The sequence below is a fragment of the Micromonospora sp. NPDC048871 genome, assembly GCF_043198155.1.
Taxonomy (GTDB): domain Bacteria; phylum Actinomycetota; class Actinomycetes; order Mycobacteriales; family Micromonosporaceae; genus Micromonospora.
Window position 1 is genome coordinate 252,850 of record NZ_JBICUM010000005.1, and the last position, 24,723, is coordinate 277,572.

18 protein-coding genes are annotated in these 24,723 nt (G+C 71.5%); 11 read left to right on the forward strand and 7 right to left on the reverse strand.

Translation table 11 applies throughout. The features are described 5' to 3' along the window. The first annotated feature begins 114 nt into the window (after positions 1-114). Together ACGFIK_RS14700 and ACGFIK_RS14705 are read left to right on the forward strand one after the other, a co-directional pair. Positions 115-4,329 carry a HEAT repeat domain-containing protein gene (locus tag ACGFIK_RS14700; RefSeq protein ID WP_327026504.1) on the forward strand — a complete coding sequence of 1,405 codons (4,215 nt, stop codon included), beginning with the start codon at positions 115-117 and terminating at the stop codon, positions 4,327-4,329. 306 nt (positions 4,330-4,635) lie between these two features. After that, positions 4,636-4,920 (forward strand): hypothetical protein, encoded by a 285-nt coding sequence (locus ACGFIK_RS14705; protein ID WP_327026503.1) that lies wholly within the window; start codon positions 4,636-4,638, stop codon positions 4,918-4,920. A gap of 7 nt (positions 4,921-4,927) precedes the next feature. Here ACGFIK_RS14705 and ACGFIK_RS14710 read toward each other — a convergent pair whose 3' ends face one another. The 4 genes from ACGFIK_RS14710 to ACGFIK_RS14725 all read right to left on the reverse strand — a co-directional run bounded on the left by ACGFIK_RS14710 (position 4,928) and on the right by ACGFIK_RS14725 (position 8,932). After that, the gene (locus ACGFIK_RS14710; protein ID WP_327026502.1) at positions 4,928-5,506 is read right to left on the reverse strand and encodes a MarR family transcriptional regulator; all 579 of its coding nucleotides are present in this window, start codon (positions 5,504-5,506) and stop codon (positions 4,928-4,930) included. 8 nt (positions 5,507-5,514) lie between these two features. Next, entirely contained in the window at positions 5,515-6,762 is a 1,248-nt protein-coding gene (locus ACGFIK_RS14715) for an NAD(P)/FAD-dependent oxidoreductase (RefSeq protein WP_327026501.1), read from the reverse strand. A gap of 233 nt (positions 6,763-6,995) precedes the next feature. Further along, a complete protein-coding gene (locus ACGFIK_RS14720; RefSeq protein ID WP_327026500.1) occupies positions 6,996-7,256 on the reverse strand; it encodes a hypothetical protein in 261 nt (86 codons plus the stop codon). 380 nt (positions 7,257-7,636) lie between these two features. After that, a complete protein-coding gene (locus ACGFIK_RS14725) occupies positions 7,637-8,932 on the reverse strand; it encodes a hypothetical protein (RefSeq protein ID WP_327026499.1) in 1,296 nt (431 codons plus the stop codon). Positions 8,933-9,139: 207 nt separating this feature from the next. On the opposite strand from ACGFIK_RS14725, the gene ACGFIK_RS14730 reads away from it, so the two are divergent. From ACGFIK_RS14730 to ACGFIK_RS14750, 5 genes are all read left to right on the forward strand, one after another. Continuing rightward, positions 9,140-9,763, forward strand: coding sequence for a response regulator transcription factor (locus ACGFIK_RS14730; protein WP_327026498.1), 624 nt, complete (start codon positions 9,140-9,142; stop codon positions 9,761-9,763). A gap of 145 nt (positions 9,764-9,908) precedes the next feature. Then, positions 9,909-12,941 carry a hypothetical protein gene (locus ACGFIK_RS14735; RefSeq protein ID WP_327026497.1) on the forward strand — a complete coding sequence of 1,011 codons (3,033 nt, stop codon included), beginning with the start codon at positions 9,909-9,911 and terminating at the stop codon, positions 12,939-12,941. 19 nt (positions 12,942-12,960) lie between these two features. Beyond that, positions 12,961-13,650, forward strand: coding sequence for a DUF4255 domain-containing protein (locus ACGFIK_RS14740; RefSeq protein ID WP_327026496.1), 690 nt, complete (start codon positions 12,961-12,963; stop codon positions 13,648-13,650). Then, complete coding sequence (locus ACGFIK_RS14745; protein WP_327026495.1) at positions 13,647-15,779, forward strand: ATP-binding protein; 2,133 nt, start codon at positions 13,647-13,649, stop codon at positions 15,777-15,779. Before ACGFIK_RS14740 ends, ACGFIK_RS14745 begins: the two co-directional genes overlap by 4 nt. A 13-nt stretch (positions 15,780-15,792) precedes the next feature. Then, the gene (locus ACGFIK_RS14750) at positions 15,793-17,643 is read left to right on the forward strand and encodes a DUF4157 domain-containing protein (RefSeq protein WP_393339681.1); all 1,851 of its coding nucleotides are present in this window, start codon (positions 15,793-15,795) and stop codon (positions 17,641-17,643) included. 50 nt (positions 17,644-17,693) lie between these two features. Here the strand turns inward: ACGFIK_RS14750 and ACGFIK_RS14755 are convergent, their stop codons facing one another. Both ACGFIK_RS14755 and ACGFIK_RS14760 read right to left on the reverse strand, forming a co-directional pair. Next, a complete protein-coding gene (locus ACGFIK_RS14755) occupies positions 17,694-19,175 on the reverse strand; it encodes a hypothetical protein (RefSeq protein WP_393339684.1) in 1,482 nt (493 codons plus the stop codon). 254 nt (positions 19,176-19,429) lie between these two features. Beyond that, a complete protein-coding gene (locus ACGFIK_RS14760; RefSeq protein ID WP_327026492.1) occupies positions 19,430-20,404 on the reverse strand; it encodes an alpha/beta hydrolase in 975 nt (324 codons plus the stop codon). Between the two features lie 242 nt (positions 20,405-20,646). Here ACGFIK_RS14760 and ACGFIK_RS14765 point away from each other — a divergent pair, with 242 nt between their 5' ends. From ACGFIK_RS14765 to ACGFIK_RS14780, 4 genes are all read left to right on the forward strand, one after another. Beyond that, positions 20,647-22,185, forward strand: a complete 1,539-nt coding sequence (locus ACGFIK_RS14765; protein WP_327026491.1) for a phage tail sheath subtilisin-like domain-containing protein — start codon at positions 20,647-20,649, stop codon at positions 22,183-22,185. Positions 22,186-22,244: 59 nt separating this feature from the next. Then, a complete protein-coding gene (locus tag ACGFIK_RS14770; protein ID WP_203869023.1) occupies positions 22,245-22,688 on the forward strand; it encodes a phage tail protein in 444 nt (147 codons plus the stop codon). A gap of 109 nt (positions 22,689-22,797) precedes the next feature. Continuing rightward, positions 22,798-23,268, forward strand: a complete 471-nt coding sequence (locus ACGFIK_RS14775; protein WP_327026490.1) for a hypothetical protein — start codon at positions 22,798-22,800, stop codon at positions 23,266-23,268. Further along, a complete protein-coding gene (locus tag ACGFIK_RS14780; protein WP_327026489.1) occupies positions 23,265-23,423 on the forward strand; it encodes a DUF6760 family protein in 159 nt (52 codons plus the stop codon). Before ACGFIK_RS14775 ends, ACGFIK_RS14780 begins: the two co-directional genes overlap by 4 nt. Before the next feature lie 581 nt (positions 23,424-24,004). Here the strand turns inward: ACGFIK_RS14780 and ACGFIK_RS14785 are convergent. Continuing rightward, entirely contained in the window at positions 24,005-24,160 is a 156-nt protein-coding gene (locus tag ACGFIK_RS14785) for a hypothetical protein (protein WP_327026488.1), read from the reverse strand. Positions 24,161-24,723 lie beyond the last annotated feature (563 nt).

Genomic DNA, 24,723 nt, shown 5'->3' on the forward strand with positions numbered 1-24,723 from the left:
AGGCCCGACATCGGCGGGAATCCCATGGCGGTGAAGCGCCGCCGGCCGCACGAAGGTGACAACGAATGATATTTTCGATAGTGCGGACGCCAGCTACCCCTGGAGTTGCCGTTTATGAAGGTCTACATTTCGGCCACTCAAGAAGACCTGTGGGAATATCGCGCTGCCGTACACGCAGTGGCACGTCGTCTGGAGATCGAGGACGTCGCCATGGAAGCGTACAACGCCGACGTCCGACCACCGCTCGACCGCTGCCTGGCTGACGTGCGCCGTTGCGACCTCTACATCGGACTGTTTGCCTGGCGATACGGATTTCGCCCGCCCGGTCAGGATTCCTCCATCACCGAGCTGGAGTATCGCGAGGCACTCGCGGCCGGAAAACCCTGCCTGATCTTCCTCCTCGCCGATGAGGCTCCCTGGCCGGTCGACCGGGTCGCCCGAGGCGACGACGGGGATCGGATCATCGAACTTCGCCGGGAACTCAAGGAACGACACCTGTGCGCCTTCTTCACCAGCGTCGACGACCTCACCGCCAAGGTCACCGCAGCGCTGGCCGACGTACGCAGTGGACGGTTTCCGGCACGCGGACCCGCCGATCCGGACACTCACTTACCCGAAGCCGTACGCAACCGCTACCACGAGCAACTGGCGCACAGATACCGCGTTGTCTCGGTCGACGCTGTCTCGCCACGTCCCACCATCGGATACCTCACCGTCGGGCTGCCGAAACTGTTCGTCGAGCCTCGGGTACACGAGGAGGCTCGTCCGGAAATGCCACTGGCCTGGTGGCGGTGGGCAAGCGCCACATCGGACGGTGACACCAGTGGACTGCCCGGCGCGGTGAACCCGGAGGAACTCGAACGACTCTGGGAGGAGTACGCGGCCAAGGATGCGCTCTCGCTGTTCGACGTGGTCTGCGATTCCAGCCGCCGGACGATCGTCCTACTCGGAGACCCCGGCTCCGGCAAGTCCGCGGCCGCGCGGTACCTGGCACTGGCACTGGCCGGAGCCTGCGACGAACCCCGACTCGCGGCGCTGAACCAGCACCTGCCCGTGCTGATCGAACTGCGGTCCTACGCCGTGCACCGCGGAGACGGGCGCTGCGACGGCTTGCTCGACTACATCGGCCATCGCCACCAACAGGGACTGACCGGAATCAACCAGGAGGTGCTGGGGTCATATCTACGCCAGGGCGGCCAGGCCCTCTTTCTCTTCGACGGCCTCGACGAGGTGTTCGACCCGGTCCAACGCGAAGAGGTGGCCGCGCAGATCGCCACCTTCGCCAACGAGTACCCGGGAGTGCTGTCCGTGGTCACCTCACGGACGGCCGGCTACCAGCGGCAGACCTTCGCCAACGCCGGCTTCGACCACTTCACCCTCGAAGACCTCGACGACGAACAGATCACCCAGTTCATCGACAACTGGTACCGCTACGTGATGCCCACTCCGGCTGTCGAAGCACAACGGCAACGACGACAGCTCCTCGACATGCTGGGCGACTCCCGAGCGATGCACGAGATCGCCGGAAACCCACTGCTGCTGATGCTCATGACCATCGTCGGTCGCAGCCACCCCCTGCCCCGCAACCGACGCCGACTGTACGCGCACGTCACCGACGTCCTCATCTCCGAGTGGGACGTGACCAAACAACTGCGGGAGAGCCACGGCGACGTGCCCTCGCTGGACCTGGATGCGAAGCGCCGACTACTGCGCCACCTGGCGTTCCGCATGCAATTCCGGGAATCGGGGCCGGCCGGCAACTACATCGACTCCGACGAGCTGGCACGCATCTTCCGCGACCATCTCGTTGCGTTCTACGGCTTCGAGAACGAGCGGGCACTCGGTATGGCCTACTCGATGATCGACAAACTGCGCCACCGAAGCTTCATCCTGGAACGATACGGACTGCGGCTGTTCGGGTTCGTGCACCGCGCGTTCCTGGAATTCTTCTGCGCCGAGGAGATCGTGGACAGGATCGACAACGACCCCGATGCCTGGGACCTCGACCGGCTCCGTGCGCTCTTTCGCGAACGCTGGGCCGACCCGTCCTGGCGAGAGGTGCTCCGCCTCGTCGCCGGTGCCCTGCCCGCCCGGATCGCCAACGACCTGATCACCCGACTCGCCACCGAGACCACCCAACCCTGGCCGCCGCTGAACCTGACCGCCCCGCCCTGGAACCTCGTGCTGGCCGCGCAGTGCGTGGCCGAAACCCCACAACCCGCCGAACTGACCGCTGCGGGCGACGCCGTGCTGCGTCAGATGGTGCTGCTGGTCGAACACGGCATCTCCGCCGACGACCCCAACCTGGTGGAACTCACCGAACAGGAACTGCTCTCCTCGATCCGGGCCCTCGGGCCGAGCTGGCCCGGCCGGCACACCTTTCTGAACTGGTACCGCCGCCGCGGAGTACGCACCAGCTGGCGCTCCGGCTCCACCTTCGCCACCCGGATCGCCGCAGCGCTGTCCAGCACGGAGGAACACCTGGAGGAACTGCTGGTCCGGGAACTCCAGCAGGGCCGCGAGCGGCTAGCCCACCTCACCCTGGTCGCCGGGCTAGCCGAAGCCGCCGGCCGGCTGGACGTCACCGCCGGGGACCGTCGTCGCTACCGGGACATCCTGATCACCCAGGCCCGAGCGAAGGTCTCCACCGCCGTCCGGCAGGCCGCCGTACGGGCCCTGATCACTCACTTCGGCGCCGATCCCGACCTCACCGGCGAGCTGTGCGACCTCGCCGACTCGCCCGATCCCGCGGTCCGCGCACTGGCCGTACAGTCCCTCGACGGTCGCCCGGAACTCAGCGACGACCTCCGCCACGTCCTGTTCCACGCCACCGAGGACAGCGCCACCACGGTACGACGAGCCGCCGTGGCCGTGCTCACCGCGCGCTGCACCGACCTGCCGGACGCACCCGGCACCCTCCAGCGACTACTTGCCACCGACCCCGATCCCGCAGTCGTACAGGAAGCGCTGACAGCCCTGCTGGGCCTGCCCGAGCACGCCGACACCGCGCGAAGCCGCGCGCTTCAGCGCATCACCGGCAAGTCCCCGGACGAGGTACGGCGCTGCCTGGTGATCAGACTGCTGTCCGGGCGGGCTGGCCCGGAGGAAACCGATCTGCTGCTCAAGCTGGCCAACTCGGACGAGTCCGCTCGGCTCCGCGCCACCGCAGTACAGCGGCTGACGCTCGTGCCGGACCCGGACGGACGCTGTCGAACCCGGCTGATCGACCGGATCGAACAGGACAAGGACGCCTCCGTGCGGGCTGCCGCCGTGACCGCGCTGATCGACCGGGACTGCACCGACGACACCTGCTGGACGGTGGTGGCGCACGCGGCTCGCACCGACGAGGACGCCACGGTCCGCCTGGCCGCGGTACGCGCCCTGGCCGAGGCCCACTCGGACCACCGCACCGGAGAACTACTGCTGGACAGCGCCCGACGCGACCCTACCGCGAGCGTCCGGCTCACCGCCGTTGACCTGCTCACCGGCCGACAACTGTTCGGGCACACCACCCGCGACCTGCTCATCAACCGAGCCTTCGAAGAACGGGACGCCCTCGTGCGGCTACGGGTCACCCGCAGCCTGGCCCGTCTCGCCGAACCGCCCGACCCCGCCGTGCGGGAGTGCCTGGCCGAACAGGTCAGCCGAGATCCCGACCCGAACGTACTGCGCGCGGCCGCCGACGCCCTCGCCGAGCATGGCGAGGTCGAGGGCCTGGTGGAGACACTGTGCCGACGGGCCCGCCGCGACAGCTACGTCGGCATCCGGTTGGCCGCCGTGCGGACGCTCTGCCGGTACGGCAGCCCCGACGTGGTGACCGACGTGCTGCTGGAATGCGTCGAGTCGGACACCGACTCGACCGTGTTCGACGCCGCGGTCTGCTGCCTGACCGAGCAGGGAAGCGCCTCCATGGCGGTGACACTGCGACTGATGCGCCGCCTCTCCGACCAGGACCCGGCGATTCGTGCCCGCATCGCCGCCGCGCTCGGCGAGCACTTCGGCGCCGACCCCGAAGTTCAGGTGCTGCTCGTCGGACTGGTCCGCGATGACCCGGCCCTCGAGGTCCGGCGCCGGGCGGTGGAACAAATCGGCGCGACCCTGGCGGACCGCGCCGGAGTACCCGAACTGCTGCTCCGGCTGGCCACCGACGACGACTGGGAGGTCCGACGTACCGCGTTGCTCGCGCTGACCCGACACCACTACCGCGACACCCGGACCCGGGAGCTGCTCATCCGGCTCGGTCGCCAGCACGACGACGACACCGTACGGCGACTGGCCGGTCAACTACTGGCCACGTTGCCCGGCATCACACCCGATGACTTCCCGTGATCGCGCCCGGCCCAAGATCTGTACTCTGGCCTGACCGGACGATACCCGGGCCTGATCCGTTTATCGGAATGATGACTAGCACCGTAAGTCGACGTACCCGGGGTCCTTGGATCATTGCGGCAGCAAACGCCGGTTCAGCGGCTCACTCGCCGCTCCGCGATCCGAAACCGATGATCGAAATTGCCTTTCTCGCCGGTGTGGTAGTCGGATTGTGGACCGCCGGTCAGCTCCCTTTCCGGGCTTAGCATTTCCGCATCGTCAATCGCCGGCCGGACAGCCCGGTCTGGGCTCGTAAGAGGAGGCACGATGCGTAAAAGATCGTTGCGGCAGCGGCTGGCCGGGACAGTCATGGTCGCCACCCTGGTGGCCGGTGGCCTGGGTACGACGGCCGGGGCCGCCCAGGCCGCCCCGGTCTCCGCCGTCAACTCGGCGGTGAGCGCGGCACCGGTCACGCTGGCAGCGGGTGGCTGGGGGCTCCAAGGCATCTTCCCCGACCCGGTCACCTGCCACATCGCCGGAATCGCCTCCGGGCGGGAGTACGTCTGCGTCTGGTACGTCCTCGCCTGGGCTTTGAACGTCTGGCAGGACTAGCCGGCGGTCATGCTCCATCCGTAGTTTCCTGGTCGTCAGGGGCGAGTTGCCGCACGGGCGGCTCACCCCTCGGTCTGTCGAGCGCAGGAGATCGGTGGCGCGAGCCGCTTGTCTCCGGCGTACCGCTGCGGAGGCGGTCCAACTCGGCCAGGTACATCTCCTGCATGCGGCCGTAGTGTCGGACCAGCAGCATGATCTCCTCGACGCTGTAACCCGCGATCAGGCGTCCCGTCTGTTCGGCGAACCGCTCGTACGGTCGCTCCAGGTCGGCTACCCGCTCCGGCCGCAGGGTGACGATCACCCGCCGCCGGTCCGCCGGGTCGCGTTCGGTGGTCACGTAGCCGGCCTGCTGGAGCCGGCGGAGCATGCTGGTCACCGCCCCGGTGGTGAGGTTGGTCCGCTCGGCGATCTGCCCCGCGGTGGCGGAACCGACCTCGGCCAGGTGGTCCAGGCACTCCAGGTCGCTGACGGTGAGGCCCAACTGCTCCGCGATGGCGTTGCGGAACACCATGGACAGTCGGGACATCTCCCGTCCCGCACGCATCAGGTCGGCGATCGCGGACTTACGAGCCAACTCGTCGGACATGCCGGCAATCATGCCTCCGGTACGGTGACCCGGTGCAGCCGAGGTAACACACGGGTCAGCACCCAGTGTGGTGCGGCCGCGCCTCCGGTCAGGCGGCGCATCAGCGCGGCGGCGGTGTCGACGGCGCGGAAGGCGTACGGCACCATCTCTTCCTGGTAGCGGGCGATCGCCTTCTCCACCGGCATGCCGCCCGCGCGGGCCTCGACCAGCCTGCGGCCCAGCAGGGCGGCGTCCCGGAGCGCGGTGTTGCCGCCGTGGGCACCGAACGGCGGCATGACGTGTACGGCGTCGCCCATCATGGTGGCCCGGGGCACCGCCCACCGGGTCGGCCGTCGGCCGGTGGCGAAGGAGTTGAGCACCATGGTGTCCAGTTCGGCCGCTTCGATCAGTCGGCGGATCAGCGGATGGAAGTCCGTACCCATCCGGGTGGCCAGGTTCCACAGTGTCAGCAGGTCCCGGCGGGTGCCCTCGGGCACCTCCTCCTGCCGCAGCAGCAGTCCCCACATGACGTAGTCCTCACCGGTGGGTGCGTAGCTGCCCGGGGCCAGGCGCGCGAAGGCCTCTCTTGGGCTCTCGCCGAAGCGCATCGAGGTGAAGAAGAAGGCGCGGCCCGGTCGGTCGGCGATGGCCAGAACCCCGCTGGTACGCAGCGCCTCCGGGATGATGCTGGCACCGTTCAGTCGCAGCGGTGTCCGGCCGTAGATGCCCGCCATCGGGGTGGGCACCGGGTCGGCGTCCGGCATGAGTTGTGTGCGTAGCGGGGAGCCGACGCCATCGGCGCCCACGACGACGGTGGCCGGGGCGGCTGTGCCGTCGGAGAACAGCAGCCGCAGCCTCGCTGGGTCGGTGTCGTCCACCGCGGCGGCGGCCTTGCCGTAGTGGATGCGGCCGTCCAGCCCGGACTGCAGGATCGACCGCAGGGTCTGCCGGTCGACCTGGCGGGTGGTGTGGGTCTTGTCCTTGAAGGTGATGGTGAAGGCGTCCCGCAGCCGCCGGTCGGTGAAGCGCAGCTGCCCGCCGGGCTCGTCGCCGGTGGCCAACGCCAGGCGGTACAGCGGGCGGGGCAGGCTGGTGCGCAGCGCCTCCAGCCCGTACCGGTCGAGGATGATCCGGTAGCCCTGCTGCCGGACGAAGGGGCCCGGGTCGCGTTCGTAGACGTGCACGTCGATGCCGTTGCGCACCAGGTACTGGGCCAGGCAGAGGCCGGAGAGGCCGGCACCGGAGATCGCCACGGAGAAGCCGGTTGATGTGCTCATGCAATTATCTTAATGACTAAGATGATTTGGCCAAGGGCTGTCGGCGTGCCGTGGTCCATCGCCTGCTTCGTCGCGGCCGTGCGCCGCACCTTCTGCCCCGGCACGGACCTCCACGTCATCATCGGAGCATCCCGGTACCGCACCGATCTCACTTCTCCGCCGACGTCAGGGCCACGGTCGCCGCGGAAACCGGCTCACCACGATCGCCGGAAACGCCGTTGCCGAGACAACCGTCAGTCGAGCAGTCCCGGAACCCGCTCCCGAAGTGTGGCCCTCACCCGCGACAGTCCGGCGTCCAGGTCGTCGCCCTCCCACCGCACGAGTTCCTCGCCCAGCGGCTTGCCCGACACCAGCACCGTCCAGCGCTTTCGGTCGCCGTCCATCTTGACGATGGCGACCAGATCGCGATCCCCGGACTGGAACACCAACGGCGATTCACCCCATCGGTGCATCGACACGACGCAGCCGCTTCGACCATCCATGATGGCCACCACGCGCGCTTCCGTAGTTGCGCCGGATGGGGCACTCCCTGTCGAAGCGGTGGCCGGACGTACCTCACCCGCGATGGATGCCTGCCATGACTCGCACCGTACCTCAGGGGCAAGCTGTGGCGGATTCACCGGCTCGCCGCTGAGGGACCCGAGCCCGATGACTGCCAGCGCTGCCACGAGCCGCGGCTTTGTCGTCCTGCGAGGCGACGGAGGGCGGGCCGGCGCACTCAGATCGATGACGGGCATAGGGCAAGCTATCCGACGGGCAGGTCACCCGTTCGTACCGGCGCGGGCGTTGAGCGCGATCTGCCAAGCGGTCTGTGAGAGTAATCGATGCGCCGGTGTACGAGGGTTGGCGAGGATCGCGGCGACCTTCCGGAGGTTCAGGAGCCCGCCCGGGTGGACCGGGCGAGGATGCCGTTGAGGTAGAGCCCTTCCTGGCAGGTCCTCGACGTGGGAGCACCGACCGGGGTGCCCGGTTGCCGGCAGACGACGGTGAGGGTCACCCGGGACCCGGCCGGCACCCTGATCGGGGTGACCGAGTGGTAGTCCTGGTTACGGAAGTTCTCCAGCGCGTAGGTGACCACCCGGACGTCGTCGGCGGTCACGGTCAGGGTCCCGGTGTCTCCCTGCGGGTTGTCCACCAGGAAATCCGTGATCAGCAGCACCCGGTTGCGGGGCACGGTGTAGCTGCTCGACGCCGACCCCCCGGGGTTGGTCCGCAGCACCAGCGCGGTGGCGAACTGTCCGTCCCCGCTGGCGCGGTCATTACCCTCGGGGGTAGCCGGCGGCGGCGCCGGAGGTGCGGGGGGAGCCGCTGCGCGTTCCTGTTCGATGGCGTCTCGCGCAGCCACGCCGGCAGCCTCGCTCGCCGCCACCTCCGCCTCGGTCGCGACCTGCGCCATGCCCTCGTCGACGGCCTCCCGAGCTGCGGAGGTCACCGCCGGACGCAGCAGCCCGAACCAGAGGGCGAGCAGGAGCAGCAGCAGAGCCAGCAGCAGGGCGAGCAGTTTGAGCAGCCAGGCGGAGAGAACGGGCTGCTGCACCAGGGTGCCGTCCAGGGTGACGGCCCGGCCCGTCGTGTCGCTCAGCACGGCCCGGAACGGCAGGTGTCTCGGGGTGCCTCGCCAGAGCAGTCGCCGGGCCCGTACGCCGAGGACGGTCGTGTACTGTTCGCCCGCCGCCAGGGTCGTCGGCCGCGGTCGGGGCGCGAAGTTCAGCTGTTCGGCACTGTCGACGGCGGTGACGGTCAGCGTCTCCTCGAGATTGCCGCCGTTGACGCCGGCGAGGCGGTAGCGGGCGCCGAGTCGCGCCCGGCGTACCTGCGGCCGTAGCTCTCCGGTCACCTCGGAGAAGGGCGCGATGGTCAGCACGGCTTCCTCGACCGTGGCCGTCTGCGGTGCCTCGGACGGCACCACCCGGACGCCGTACGGCAGCTCTCCGGCGCGGACCTCGGAGGACCGGGGCGGTCGGACGGTGAGGGTGACGGTCTGACTCGCGCCGGGATAGAGGGAGACTCTCGGTGGGTCGAACGTCGCCCAGGTGCTCGGCATGCCGACCACGTCGAGGTCGTACCCCTCGACGACGTCACCCGAGTTCCGGACCGTCACCGGGATGTCGACGCTCTCGCCCGGCACGACCACCACCGGAGTGTCCACCAGGCCCAACGAGATGCTCATGGCCCCGACCGTAGGCGCGGCGGGAGCGGCCGGAAACCGGCCGCCGGGGTACCGATGCGGGCAGAACCGCTGCCCGTTAGGTCCGCGTTAGGTGCCCGCGAAGTCTCGTCCGGCACCCTCTGCCGTATCGCCGTGCAACACCGGCGCGGCGGCACCGTCCGGAACGGAAGCCCTGGACAGGGGCATCGAGCTGTGCTGGGAGTTGTTGTGCACCGTGTCACCGTAAGCGTTCACGCGGAGGACCCGATCTCGCGGCTGGGAGTGGAGAGTCAGCTCCGTTCCCGGCCGGACCTGTGGGTGGTCGAGCCGGGCCAGGAGACACCCGAGAGTGTCGCGCTGGTCGTCATCGACGCCCTCGACGAGTCGGCTGCCCGGCTGCTACGCCGACTGCACCGGGCCGGCCGGGCCAAACTGGTGCTGGTGCCGGCCAGGATCGACGATGCCGGGTTGTCTCTCGCGGTGGAGCACGGCGTGGTGGGAGTGGTCCGGCGATCCGAGGCGAGCGCCGAGCGGCTCAGCCACATCGTCCTGGCCGTCGCCCGTGGCGAGGGTGCCCTCCCCGCCGACCTGCTCGGTCGGCTGATGGCCCAGGTGGGCCGACTTCAGCGGCAGGTACTCGAACCGCGCGGCCTGACCCTGCTCGGGTTGAGCAGCCGCGAGGTGGACGTGTTGCGGCTGGTCGCGGACGGGTTCGACACCGGGGAGATCGCCAGCAAGCTCTCCTATTCCGAGCGGACCGTGAAGAACATCCTGCACGGGGTCACCAGCCGGTTGCAGCTTCGCAACCGGGCGCACGCCGTGGCGTACGCCCTGCGCAACGGGTTGATCTGAGCACCGGGGCGGCGGGTTGCCTGAACGGGCCAGCACCGTTGCCCCCGACGGTGCCTCCCGGTCCGCACCGGCCGACCGGGAACCGCCGGACGATGGTGGCCGGCCGCCGGTCACCTTCATCCATCGCACGCCCGTCGAGGTCCACTTGCGACGTTCAATCGGAATCCCCGCCGTACTGGCCGTGTTGCTCATCGGTGCGCTGCCGCCCACCGCCGGGTTCGTCAGCCAGGGCCGGGCCGCGCCCGCGCCGGCTCCGACGGCGGCGCCCGGCCCGCCGCCGAACCCTGAGGTGAGTCAGCGGATCGCGTACGCCGGCACCGGGCACCGCAGCCTGGGGATCATCCGGGGCGAGGGACCGGCAGCTACCGCGGCCCCGCTCAACGAGTCCGGACCCGACCATTTCGACGACGAGATCTCGGCCCGCGGGTCGGCGACGACCTGGGTGAGTCGACGCGACGAGCGCACCACCGAGGTGTACCTGCGCCGAGGCGAGGGTCCGGTACGCCGGGTCACCCGGAACTCGACCGACGAGCATCGGCCGGTGCTCTCCCCGGACGGCACCCGGATCGCCTACAGCTCGGCCGCCGGCCGGGATGGCGGCGGGCAGGACATCTACGTGGTCGACGTCGACGGCGGCAACACCCGACGGGTGACCGACGGAACCGGCGACAACACCTGGCCGACCTGGTCGCCGGATGGGCGCACGCTGGCCTTTGCGGGGCTACGCGGTACGGACACCCTCCCGCAGATCTACCGGGTCGCCGTCGACGGCGGCCCGGTCACCCGGATCACCGCCGAATCCACCGGGGCCACCGAGCCGTCCTGGGACCCGAACCCGACGCACGACCGCATCGCCTACACCGTCGGTCCGGCCGGCCCGCACCCCGAGGTGTGGCTGATCGCGCCGGACGGCACCGACCGGACGCGGATGCTGCTGCCCGCCTGGCAGGCCCGGCAGCCCGCGTGGACGGCCGACGGGGCGACCGTGGCGTTCGTGAGCCGTACCCTGCCGGACGGTGGAACGACCGGGACCGTCGATCGGATCTACTCGGTGCTGGTCCGCGACGATCCGTGCCTGTGCGTGGTGGTGCCACGGCTCGCCGAGGACCGCGACGTCAGCCACCCCACCTGGTACGCCGCCCCGGGCACCGACACCGAAGAGCTGCTGGTCGCCCGGACCAGCGCCCTGGAACGGACCACCGCCACCCTGCAGGACATCCGTCCGGACGGGGTGGATCCCCGCGACCTGCGCGTGCCGGTGCTGCGCGAGGATCCCGGGGCGATCATCGATTCCCGACTGCTCTGGTATCCGGTCGACGGCGATCCGTGGCTGGAGCGGCAGGCGTACTCGCCGGACGGGCAGCGGATCGCGGTCAGCCGGTTCGAGACGGTCGACGGCGTCCGGACCCAACGGATCTGGATCGTGGACGCCGACGGCGGCCGGCCCCGGTTGCTGCCGATCGCCGGGCGGGGGCGCGGTGACCGGGAGACGGACCCGGCCTGGTCGCCGGACGGCACCCGGCTAGCCCTGGTCCGCAACTCGCCCGGGAACGGCCCCGAGGCGCCGCGCACCCCGTCCCGGATCGAGGTGGTCGACGCCGACACCGGGCGGCGCCTGCTGGAGCTGCCGGTCCGGGACGACCTGGCCGCACTCGACGACGCTCAGCCGGCCTGGTCGCCGGACGGCACCCGGCTCGCCTTCACCCGGGGCACCTACCGGGGTGACATGTTGACGCACGTCTGGACCGCCAACGCCGCGGACGGACTTGACCAGACGGACATGACCGAGACGATCTGCGGCTACGACTGCCCGGTCGTCGACGACAGCGCCGCCTTCTCCCCGGACGGCACCCGGCTGGTGTTCAACCGGGAGGCCGACGGCCTGATCCTGGTCGACCTGGCCGACAACCGGTGCCGGCTGCTGCTGCCCGGCGGCGGATCCTGCGCCCTTGCGGTGCCGGACCGCGAGGAGGGTCCGCACCAGCCACGGGACGTCGCCTGGTCACCGGACGGCGAGCGGCTCACCTTCTCGGCGCGCCGGGCCGAGGACAACAACTCGCCCGAGGCGCTGTGGAGCTATGACCTCGGGGACGGCAGCATCCGGCCGCTGACCGCGCACCTGCCCGGACGGCAGAAGGAGCCGACCTGGCAACGCCGCTTCGACGTCGCCACCGCCGTGTCCGTACCCGCGCCCGGCACCACCGTGGGCGGCCGGACCACCCTGCGGCTCGCTGTCACCGACCAGGGACCGGCCGCCGCCGACGCCGTCCGGGGCAGTCTCGAGGTTCCACCGGGGCTCTCCGTGACCGGCTTCGACACCCCGGTCGGCGAGTGTGCACTCGCCACCCTGAGCTGCGAGTTGGGCCGTCTCGGCGTGGGCCGTACCGTCGAGATCGGGGTCGAGTTGGTGGGCACCGCCCCGGGCGACTTCGAGCTGACCTGGTCGGTCGAGGCCGACCCGATCGACACCGACCCGTCGGACAACCGTGCGACGACCACGGTACGCGTCGTTCCCGCACCGCCGGGCAGCCCGGCCGATCCGGCGTTGACCGTCTCGGTAGACCCGCAGCCGGGGTACGTCGGCGGCACCGTCACCGTCCGGTACACGGTGCGCAACGCCGGTGGGACGACCGCGACCGGTCTGCGGGTCCAACCGGCCCTGCCCGGCGGGGTATCGGTCGGCGGGGCACTGGCCAACTGCCCGGCTGAGGGCTGCCCGGTGCCGGACCTGGCCCCGGGCGCCGCCGCCACCGTCACCGGGACCCTCTCCCCGGAGGCGGCGCTGCAGACGACCGTCCGGGGCACCGTGCGCACCACCGGCGGCAACGCCGACCCGGACAACGACACCGCCAGTAGGCCGTTGCGGGTGCTCGCCCCGCGGATCGTGGCGGTGCCGTCGATCGGACCGCCCGGGTTCGTCGCCTCGATCCGGGGCGAGGACTTCCCACCCGGTCGGCCGCTGCGGCTCTCCTGGGACCTGGGGATCACCGCCGCCGCCCCGCCGGTGCGCCCGGCCGCCGACGGCAGTTTCACCGCCCAGTTGCTGGTGCTGCCGAAGGACCGGCTGGGTGGCCGACAGGCGGTGGCCACCGGCACGGGGTTCAGTCCGGTGCGTACCCCGTTCCTGGTGGTGCTGCCGGCCCAGCAGCCACCCGGACTGCTGCACCGGCGCTGGTGACGACGATGGGAGTGGACGGGTGATACACGAGGTCGACGAGGGACTGCGCGGGCTGGTCCTGGAGGAGATGATGGCGGGTACCGGTGCGGAGGTGTCGTTCGACCCGCCCACCCGGGAGTGGGCGGCCCGACGCAACGCGCCGACGGTGAATCTGTTCCTCTACGACATCCGGGAGGACCGGTCACGGCACTTCCAAGGTCGGGTCGCCGAGCGGGACGCCACCGGCCGGACGGTGGCCTGGCACGACTCGCCGCACTTCTACGCGCTGTCCTACCTGCTGACCGCGTGGACCAACCGGCCCACCGACGAGCACCGGCTGCTCGCCACCCTGCTGGCCGGTCTGGTCCGGTACGACGAACTGCCGGCCGCCCGGCTGACCGGTTCACTGGCGACGCTGAGCCTGTCGGTGCCGATGTCGGTCGCCGCACCCCCCGGTGAGGGGCGGGCGCTGGCCGACGTGTGGAGCGCGCTCGGTGGAGAACTGAAACCCTCGCTGGACCTGGTGATCATCGCGCCGGTGTCCACCCGCCGGATCCCGGCCGCGCCACCGGTACAGGAGCGCACGGTGCTGGTCGGCGACACCTCCGGGCGGCCGGCGGGCCTGCGTACCCGCACCGGCCCGGCCCGACAACGGACCGACGGCGGGGCGGAGCGGGCCGCGACCGGTCCCGACGATCGGCGACCGAGCCAACGGGACGACCGGCGGTGAGCGGCGCGGACGACACGGCGTACCTGTGGGAGCGGCTCGGACTGGTCGCGGCGCGGGTGGCCCGACTGGTCGCCGATCGCCGCCGGGACGACCCCCAACCGGACGACCCCTTCCGGGGCCTGTACCTGGCGCCTGACGACATCGACCGGCTGATGGCCCGGTCTGGCGGACCCGAGCCGGTGGATCCGGCGGGGGAGCGGGCGGACGGGGCCGGGACCGAATCCCGCCTCCGGCGGCTGGCAGCCGCCTTCGGTCTCACCGGACTGGACGTCGAGGTGCTGCTCGTGGCGCTGCTACCCGACGTCGACGCCCGGTACGAGCGGCTCTACGGCTATCTGAACGACGACGTCAGCCGACGCCGGGCGACCGTGGGGCTGGCCCTGGAACTGTGCGGAAGGTCGCCGGGGGAGGCCGCCGACCGGGCCCGGTTCGCCGGCTGGGCGCCTCTGATCGCCGGCGGGCTGCTGCTGGTCGAGCACCCGGACCAGCCGTACCTGTCCCGTGCGCTGCGGGTGCCCGACCGGGTGGCCGCGCACCTGCTCGGCGACGACATGCCGGACGCCCGGCTGGCCGAGGTGGCCTGGCCGACGGCCGACCAGGCCACCGCCGCGTACGCCGACGCCTCGGACGGGTCGGGCCGGACGGACAGCTCGGAGTGGACCGGAACCGTCGCGCGGCTCGGCGCGGCGCTGCGCTGCGGGGTGGACCTGGGCTACCTGCAGGAGCGTCCCGGCTGCGCCGCCGACGACCTGGCCGTCGCGGCGCTGCTCCGGGCCGGCCGATCGGTGCTCCGGCTCGACCTGGACGCGTTGGCCGCCGACCCCGCTCCCGCCGAGGCGCTGGCCGCGACGGTGCGGGAGGCCCGGCTGCGGGGCGCCGGCCTGGTGGTCGGCCCGGTGCAGGCCCTGGATCCGGTCGGCCGGCCGGAGCACGCCCGGCTGCTTCGCCGGGTCGCCGACCAGCCGGTGCCGGTGCTGCTCACCGGGTCGGCCGAGTGGGATCCACACTGGACACGTCGGGCACCGCTGCTGGTCACCGCCCCGCCGCTGGACGAGCGGGGTCGGGCCCAGCTGTGGCGGGCGGCCGGTGGGGCGCGGGACGCGGACCGGCCCGCCGGTTGGCTCGACGGCGTGGACCCGGCGCGCGAGTTGGCGCCGTACCTGCTGGGCCCGGACCAGGTGCGGCGGGCCGCGCAGGCCGCCGACCAGCTGGCCCTCTTCGCCGGCGCCGACCGGATCGACGCCGACCACCTGCGCGCCGGGGTACGCGGGCAGAACGCCGGCGGCCTGGCCCGGCTGGCCCGGCGGATCGAACCCGGGGTCGACTGGACCGACCTGGTGCTTCCCGGTTCGGTCGAGGACCAGTTGCGCGAGCTGGCGCTGCGGGTGCGGTACCGAGACCGGGTGCTGGGCCGGTGGCGGATGCGCCCCGGCGGCGGGCGAGGGCGGGGGGTGCTGGCGTTGTTCGCCGGTGACTCCGGCACCGGCAAGACCATGTCGGCGGAGGTGGTCGCCGCCGACCTCGGCCTGGACCTGTACGTCGTGGACCTGTCCACCGTGGTGGACAAGTACGTCGGCCAGACGGAGAAGAACCTGGAACGGATCTTCACCGAGGCGGCCGAGGTCAACGGCCTGCTGCTCTTCGACGAGGCGGACGCCATCTTCGGCAAACGGTCGGAGGTCAAGGACGCTCGCGACCGGTACGCCAACCTGGAGAGCGCCTACCTGCTGCAACGGATGGAGTCCTTCGACGGCGTCGCGGTGCTCACCACGAACCTGCGTGCCAACCTGGACGAGGCGTTCACCCGACGGCTCGACCTGATCGTCGACTTCGCCATGCCGGACGTGGCGCAGCGGCGGGCGCTCTGGGACCGCTGCCTCGGCACCGAACTGCCCCGCGACCCCGACCTGGACCTGGACTTCTGCGCCCGCCGCTTCGAGTTGGCCGGCGGCAGCATCCGGGCATGCGTGGTGACCGCCGCGTACCTGGCTGCGGAGGCCGGCCGACCGGTGCGGATGGCGGACCTGGTCGGCGCGGTGCAGCGGGAGTACCGCAAGCTCGGCCGACTGCTGCTGGAGAGCGAGTTCGGCGCGCATCAACCACGCGGGGAACCCGCGCGGATCCACTGACGAGAGGGCAGCGATGCGAGCACACGATCCGGCTGGCCGTGACGTCTCGGCCCGCCCCGTCACCCCGGCCCGGTCGGAGACCACCGGCGCCGAGCAGGCCCGGCCGGAGACGGGTGCGGTGCCCGTCGGGCCTGCCGGCGTCGGGCCGGGCGGTGCGGCGGCCAGGATCCTGGACCTGCAACACCGGGCCGGTAACGCCGCCGCCACCCGCGCGGTGCAGCGGATGCGCTGCGCCGACCCGGACCACGGCCACGAGTCGGAGCCGGTGCAGCGATCGGCGGTGAACCAGGTGCTGCGCTCGCCCGGCAGCCCACTGGCCGAGCCGGTACGGCGGGACATGGAAGCCCGTCTGGGCGCCGACTTCTCCGACGTACGCCTGCACACCGGTGCGCTCGCCGAACGCTCGGCGGCGGAGGTGGAAGCCCGTGCCTTCACGTCGGGACCGCACGTGGTGCTCGGCCGGGGCGGGAGCGACCGGCACACCCTGGCCCACGAACTGACCCACGTCATCCAGCAACGTTCCGGCCCGGTCGCCGGTACCGAGGACGGTAACGGCCTACGGGTCTCCGACCCGGGCGACGCCTTCGAGCGGGCGGCGGAGGCCAACGCCCATCGTGCCCTGAGCACACCGCCGCCCGTACATGAGGTCCATCCGGTGTCGCAGGCGGCCGGGTCCGCACCCACGGAGTCGGCGACGGGCACACCGTCCGTCCAGCGGGTCACCGCCGACGAACTGCACCGGGAACCGGCCGGCCCGTCGGTCCAGGTCCGGGGGCCACGCCGGTCGCACTCGAGACGGCGCCCCGCCACCCAGGTGGAAGACCCGACCACCTGGACCGAGCTGGAGGCCGCCTACCATGCGGCTACCGGGCGGACCCCGCACAAGCAGCGCATCACCCTCGACACGGACCTGACCTCGCAGAGTGAGATGAGTCCACTGGGAACGGGATATGACCTCGGCACCGCGTTGACCAACGTGGCCCTACAGGCGGGTGTCTCGATGACCGGCGGTGCCACCGGTGCCCGCAGCAACGCCGAGATGATGGAGCAACTGGGTCGCCGGGACCCGGCGTCCCTGCCGTACTGGCAGGCCCAGGACGCGCGGGACCAGCAGCTCGCCACCGATGCGGTGGACCGGGCCACGCAGTACGCGAACGAGTCCGGCGACGAGAACGCGCAGGCCCGGCGGGACGTCACGGCCGCCATGCTGCGGGGGGTCCCGATGCCGGCGGCCGACGCGACGGACATGCTCCTGACCGTCAACGACGGTCTGGTCATCGGCGGAGCGCATCATGAGGAACCGTTCTTCGCCTGGGCGGTCGAACACATGGAGCGGCTGCACAACAACGGGGTGCAGACGATGTATCTGGAGTCGCTCCGGGAGGACGTGCACCAGCGCCTGGTCGACGCGTACCTCGCCGGCGGCGAGATGAGCCGGGAGCTGAGCAACTTCTGCGACAGCTACCGGGCGAGGTTCGCCGTCGACCTCGCCGGGTTCTTGGCCAAGGCGCGAAGCACGGGTATGCGGGTAAAGGGCACCGGCGGTCGGCCCGCGCGCCGCGTCGGCACGAACATCCACAGCCGCGCCGTTCTGCTGAACACCTATGGTGAACAGGTGGTCCGGCGGGACCGGGCGCAGACCGTAGCCTCGGGCGGCCAACCGGGCAAGTACCTGATGCAGGCCGGCGAGTCGCACGCCCGTACCCACGTAAATGCCCAATCGACCCCGGCGATCGCGGGCGACGTGGCCCTGCCCGACCGGTTTCCCGGCATCAACGAGTTGCTCGACGTCCCCGCCGTACGGCTCGAAGACGACTCCGACGACGGCAAGATCCTGCGCCCCGTCCCGCCGGAGCCGCGGTGAGTCGAGAGAGCACGGGTCGGGTGTCAGTCCGACCACGGTCGAGGCCGGCCTCACCGGGGGCCGGCCTCGATCCGGTCCGGGTCGTCGGACTCGGGCCCGGCGGCGGCCGGCAGCTCATCGGCCATGAGCTGCGCGTAGTCCTCGTCGGTGCCGACCAGCGCGTGGAAGATCTCCCGCAGTCTGCGTTCGTCCCTGCCCGCCCGGTTGATCTGCTCGGTCAGTCTGGCGTCCTCCGCCTTGAGCTTGCGCAACCAGTCGCCGTCGAGCGTGACCCGCATGGTGTCCAGCTTGCCCGTCCCGATCTTGTCCTGCTTGAGCCCACCGACGCTGGACGCCGGGTTGGCGGTCGCCTCGGTGGACTTGGCGGTGTGGCGGTATCCGACTGGATTCCTCGGGGCGTTCGGATCCGGTTTGGACAGCCCGATCGCGTGGAGCACCGTGTCCTTCACCGATTCGGGGGCGGTGGTCTCCAGGCCGATCTGGAGCCAGCCGATGTCGCTGGTGGTGGGCGGTTTGTAGATGAGCAGGATGTGACCGTGCAGGCCGTTGGGTAGCACCACGTCGCCGTTGAAGTCACGGCTGCCGATCCCACCGGCCGCGATGTCTGCGCCACGCTCGTCGCGCCGGGGGTACTTGAGGAGTTTGCCGGCCGTCGCCTTCACGCCGCCGACCTCGCGTAGCGTCTCCTCGCTGCCGCCGGTCATGTCGTGCGTGCTGAACGCCCGCTTCGGCAGGTTCCGCATCCCCAACCACTCCGGCAGCGACCTGCCACCGATCGGTTCCGCGGTCTCCGCCCGGGGGATCTCCACCCGGACGTTGACCCGCCCGCCGTGCGCGAGAGCCCGCGCCACGGCTCCGGTGTGGCGTCGCCACTGCCGGTCCGCCGAGTTCTTCCCCTCGGCCCCGGCCACCTCCAGACCCTGTTGGATTATCACGAAGAGCCGCCGGAGCAGCGTGTTGGCCTGCTGGTTCTTCCGGTTGAACTCCTCGATCTGTTGCGCACTGAGTGCTGCGGTGCCCTCCTGGAGGTCCTGGGCGGCGAGGGTGGCCGCGAACGTGTCGCGCACGTCGGTGGTCAGTTCCGCTTCCAGTTCCTCGCGCAGCGGGTCGCCCTCCGGCGCGGACCGCATCATGATGCCCCGGGCCAGCACGTACGCGGGGGTGTCGCGGATACCTCCGGCATCCGCCCGCCTCTGCCAGGCCAGAGTGGCGACGTACAGTCGCTTCCCCGGCGGCAGTTGCAGCCAGTCGTAGTACTTGCTGGCGTCCAGGTACGCCTGTGCCTCCTCGAACGACCCGGTCTCGGCCTGCACCGCGCTGCCCGGACCGGCCCGCTCGATCTCCGCCTGCTCGGCGGTGCTGAGCAGCGGTCCCCGGGACAGGCGCGAGGTGTAGTCCGCTGCCGCCTGCTCGGTCGCGGTCGACTGGGCGTCGCCGGGTGCCCGCTGCACCGGCAGGGCGGGCGCGCTTCCGTACTCACCGGAGAGGGCAGCGGCGACGGCCGCGTTCCCGGCGGCGTGCTGAAGCGCCATGATCGGATGTTCCGGTCGGGCACCGGAGGCGGCGTCACCGCGACGGACCGCCCCTCCCGTACCGCGCTCGCCCTGGTCCTGGCGCCACTCCCCGGCCCGCATCGCGCTCCCTCCGGCCCGCAAGATTTTCTGCCGTTCGCAAGTCTGCGCGCCGGGCGGGCAGTCGACGGTGACCATGAGGGCATATTTCCGGGTAAGGCACGCGGGGCGGATCGGGAACCGGCGGTCGCGTGGGCGGCCATCCGCCACCCCGCTCAGGCCAACCGCAGTGCCCGCTTGAGAAACGTGATCGCCTGGTTGATGGCCGCCTCGGCCGCCTCGGTGCTGCGCAACGCGTCGAGCATCACGAAGTCGTGGATGATGCCCTGGTAGCGGGTCGCCGAGACCTGGACGCCGGCCGACCGCAGCCGGTGGGCGTACGCCTCGCCCTCGTCCCGCAGCACGTCAGCCTCGGCCGTGATGACCAGCGCCGGCGGCAGCCCGGCGAGATGTTCCGGAGTCGCCCGCAGCGGCGAGGCGGCCACCTCGGCCCGGGCCGCCTCGTCCGGCGCGTACTGGTCCCAGAACCAGCGCATCGTGTCCCGACGCAGGTGGAAGCCCTCGGCGAACATCCGGTACGACCCGGTGTCGAAGCGGGCGTCGGTGACCGGGTAGAACAGCACCTGCCCGGCCGGTCTCGGCGTACCGCGTCGCTTCGCCAGCAGCGTCACCGCCGTCGCCAGGGTGCCGCCCACCGAGTCACCGGCCACGGCGATCCGCTCACCGTCCAGGTCGGTCGCGCCCGGGTCGGCGAGCCAGCGCAGCACGGCGTGACACTCCTCGACCGCCACCGGGTAGCACGCCTCGGGCGCCAGGCTGTAGTACGGGAAGACCACCGCGGCCCCGGTTCCGGCGGCCAGTTCCCGGACCAGCCGGTCGTGGGTGCGGCGACTCCCGAGCACCCAGCCGGTGCCGTGCAAGTAGAGGATCACCGGCAGCCGGCCGATGGCACCGGAGGGCCGGACCACCCGCACCACGATCCCACCGCCGGGTCCGCAGGGCACCACCCGCTCGTCCAGGTCGGCCTCCGGCCTGGGCAGATTCCCGGACTGGAGGTCCTCCAGGATCTCCCGGCCCCGATCCGGCCCGAGCTCGTGCAGGTACGGCGGTCGCGCGGTCGCCTCGGCGAACTGGCGGGCGGCGGGTTCCAGCACGATCCCGGCGGGAACGTGTCGCCTGGGGATGGGCATCCGAGCACTCCGGAAATCCGGGCCGCGTACGCGGCGGAGACATTCCGAGGTGTACCCCGGGTACGCGGAGCCTCTCCGGCCCCCGTCCGGAGAGACATCCGCCATCTGACGGCACTCCGGACGGACTGCCCCTTCGGGTAGTGGCCGCTTCCCCGCCGCCCGCCCGTCGAGTCATGGTCGCCGGTGCCGAGCGTGACCAGACTTCTCCTCACGGATAGCCGTCGTGCCCGAGGGAGCGTGTCATGCCGTCGTACCTGTCACCCGGGGTGTACGTGGAGGAGGTGCCGAGCGGCTCGCGCCCGATCGAGGGTGTGGGCACCGCCGTCGCCGCCTTCGTGGGCTTCGCCGCCAGGGGGCCGTTCCACACCCCGACCCTGGTGACCAACTGGAGCCAGTTCGTCCAGACCTTCGGCGGGGCGGTCGACGACGCCTATCTCGCGCACGCGGTGTACGGCTACTTCGCCAACGGTGGCGGCCTCTGCTACGTGGTGCGGGTCGGTGCCCCGGAGGCGACGACCGGGACGGGCCGCACGGCCGCCGGGCCGCCGGTGGCGCTCGGCACCTTCACCGTCACCGCCCTGCCCGGCTCCGGTGACGCCGGTGAGCTCACCGTGGAGGTGGCCGACGTCGAGGGGGAGTCCGTGCCGGAGGACCGGTTCCGGCTGGTCGTCCGGCAGGGCGGCACGGAACGGGAGGCGTTCGACGTCTCCGCTAAGCGCAACACCAAGGCGTACGTGGTCAACCAGGTACGGGAACGGTCCAAGCTGATCGCGATCGAGGAGGCGGCACCGGCGAGTTCGCTGGCCCGGCCCTCGAAGCAGTCGGTGAGCGTACCGCCGGTGCCGACCGAGGAGGCCGGCCTGCCCGCCCGGATCTCCGCCGACGACTACGTGGGTGACGCGGACGCCCGGACCGGCTTCGGCGGACTGGAGGCGGTCGACGAGATCACCATGGTCGCGGTGCCCGACCTGATGTGCGCGTACCAGCAGGGCCGGATCAGCCTCGACGACGTCAAGGCGGTGCAACTGGGGGTCATCTCGCACTGCGAGCAGATGGGCGACCGGATGGCGGTCCTCGACCCGCCGCCGGAGCTGACCGCCCGGCAGGTGCTGACCTGGCGACAGGACGAGGCGGGGTACGACTCCCGGTTCGCCGCCCTCTACTACCCCTGGATCAAGGTGTTCGACCCGGCCAGCGGGCAGCACCGGTTCCTGCCGCCGAGCGGACACGTCGCCGGCCTGTGGTCGCGGACCGACGCGGAACGCGGGGTCCACAAGGCCCCGGCGAACGACGTGCTGCGCGGCGTGATCGAGGTGCAGAACACGGTGACGAAGGGCGAGCAGGATCTGCTCAACCCGGTCGGGGTGAACTGCATCCGCACCTTCGCCGGTCGCGGCATCCGGGTGTGGGGTGCCCGGACCCTCTCCTCGGACCCCGCCTGGCGCTACATCAACGTGCGCCGGCTGTTCAACTACATCGAGGAGTCGATCCTGCTCGGCACCCAGTGGGCGGTCTTCGAGCCGAACGACGAGCGGCTCTGGGGGACGATCCGGCGCAACATCGCCGCCTTCCTCACCGAGGAGTGGCGCGCCGGGGCGCTGTTCGGCAGCACGGCCAGCGAGGCGTTCTACGTCAAGTGCGACCGGGAGACCAACCCGCCGGAGTCGGTGAATCTCGGCCGGGTGGTCTGCGAGGTCGGCGTCTCCCCGGTGCGGCCCGCCGAGTTCGTCGTCTTCCGGATGTCGCAGTACTCCGACAGCACCAGCCTCGTCTCCGAATGACCCGACGCGTACGCACCACAGACCTCGATGTGACGGCTAGGAAAGGACGGTAGCCAGCGATGGCGGAGACGGGCGACACCTTCGTTACCCACCGGTTCCAGGTGGAACTGGGCAAGGCACGGGTCGAATCGGTCCAGGAGGTCAGCGGCCTCACCGTGGAACTCGACGCGATCGAGGTCACCCAGGTCACCCCGACCGGGGAGTACATCATCCGCAAGATCCCGGGGGCCCGGAAGGGCGGCGAGGTGACCATCACCCGCGGCCTGGACAAGAGCAGCGCCTTCACCGAATGGATCAAGGACACCTACGAGAAGGGCGCGATCAACACGGCCCGGCAGAACATCAGCGTGATCATCGTGGACGCGGAGAACGCGGAGCAGCGCCGGTGGGACCTGACCAACGCCTGGGTCAGCCGGTGGGAGGGGCCCAGCCTGCGGGCCGGCGACACCTCCCCGGCCACCGAGAAGATCACGATCGTCTTCGAGGGGATCACCAGTTCCTGAGGTCCACGGCGATCCGTGACCTTCCCCGTGCATCTGCACCGATCCTCTGAAGGGAGGCAGCGACGTTGCCATCCGGCCCGGACGGCCGGGGTGGCACGCCGCGAGGTCGATGAGGCGACGTACCGTTTCGCGCACCGCCCTGGACGAGCCGCCGGACGGCGAGGACCTGGCCCCGGCGGCTGTTCCCACCACCCCGTCCGCCCCGCCCCGGCTGCAGACCGAGTTCTCCTTCGAACTGCCCCGGGGGTACGTCGACGAGACGGGAACCGTGCACCGGGACGGCAGCATGCGGCTGGCCACCGCCCGGGACGAACTCTCCCCGCTGGTCGACCTGAGGGTCAAGGACAATCCCGCGTACCTGTCGGTGGTGCTGCTCAGCATGGTCATCACCCGGCTGGGCACGATCACCGATGTACGGGCCGAGCAGGTGGAGCAGTTGTTCGCCTCGGACCTGGCCTTCCTGCAGGACTTCTACCGGCGGATCAACGCGGAGGGACACAGTCGCGCGGCGGTCACCTGCCCGCACTGCGCCTCGGGCTTCGAGGTGGACCTCGCCGGTGGTCGCCCGGGGGAATCGTGACGTACGCGGCCGACCGGCTCTACGAGGAGGTCGCGTACGTCGCCTACCACTTCCACTGGTCCCGGGACGAGATCCTCGACCTGCGTCACGACGAGCGACGGCGCTACGTCAAGGAGATCGCTGCCATCAACAACCGCGTCAACGAGGGGCGGTGACCGACCATGGGCCTACGAGACCTGTTCCGGCGGCGGGGGGAGCGAGCCCGAACCACCGCGGACCCGGCCCCGGCTCCGGCCCCCGGACCGACCCGGGGCATCGCCGATCCGGGCTGGCGGGACGTGCCACCGATGACCGGTCTGGTCAGCGGTGCCGAGGTGTCGCTCAGCGACCCGGTCGGGTTCCGCAACCGGCTGGCCACCTGGCAGAACCCCGCCTTCCGGAGCCCACCGGCGCACCTGGTCAGCCCCGACGCCCCCAGCGGGTTGGCGCACGACCTGCTCCGTCCGCTCCCACCGGCACCGGCGTCGGCGGCACCGCCCCGGTGGGTCCTACCGGTACTGCGTCGACCCGACAGTGGCCCACCCTCCCCGCCCCTCGCTGAACCGCCTGGACCCGACACCTCTCCGGCGACCGAGGCCGCAGGTGCGCCGCCGACCCGTTCCGCCGCGACCCCGCCCCCCGCGAAAGCGACGCCGGTACGCCCGTCCCCGGCTCGCCGGACCGGTACGCCCTTGACGGTCGCCCGGGTCGCCGCCGCGCCTCGACGACTTCCCAGCACCCTGCCCGACCGCACCGGTCAGTCCGCCCGGCCACCGGCCCCCGCCGCCCGGACCGGTGCGGATCCCGGCGGTTCCCCCGGCAACGCCGCCAGTTCCGGCGCCGCCGCCTCGGCGCCTTCCCCCAGGCCGTCGCGGAGCACCCCGGCGCCGGTCGCCCCGGTCTCCGCCGCCACGGATCCCTCCCCGCTCGGGCCCGGCGCGGCCACCCCGCCTCCGGTCGTCGCGGCGCCGACCGGGCGTGGCCCGGCGTCCGAGGCACCGGACGCGCCGATGTCAGGAGTCCGCCGCACCGGTGCCTCGGGCCCCCGCCTCGGTCTCGGTGAACCCATCGTGTTGCCGGCGCCCGACCCGTCCGCTCCGGCCACGGTGCTCCGGCCGGCTTCGCCCCTGCCCCGGTCGACGCCTCCGGAGTCCGGTGCCGGAAGGTCCGGTGCGGACGCCAGCACCGGGACTCCGCTGCAACGGTCGAGTGTGGACGGCCATCGCACCCCATCGGCACGGCGTACGGCCGGAGCAGCTGAGCCGGACCGAGGTCGACCTGCCGGTCCGTCCGGCGCATCTGGGCGGAGCGGGACCGCGCCGCACGACCGTCCCGGCACCTCTGCGGTGCCCGCTGCTCCCACCGTCCCCGCTAACAGCCCGATCCCGCTGGTCCGACTCGGCCCGTCCGGCCCCGACGCTGCGACGCCACGCCCCAGCCCGACCGCCCCTGGCCCGACCGCCGGGGCAGGCCTCT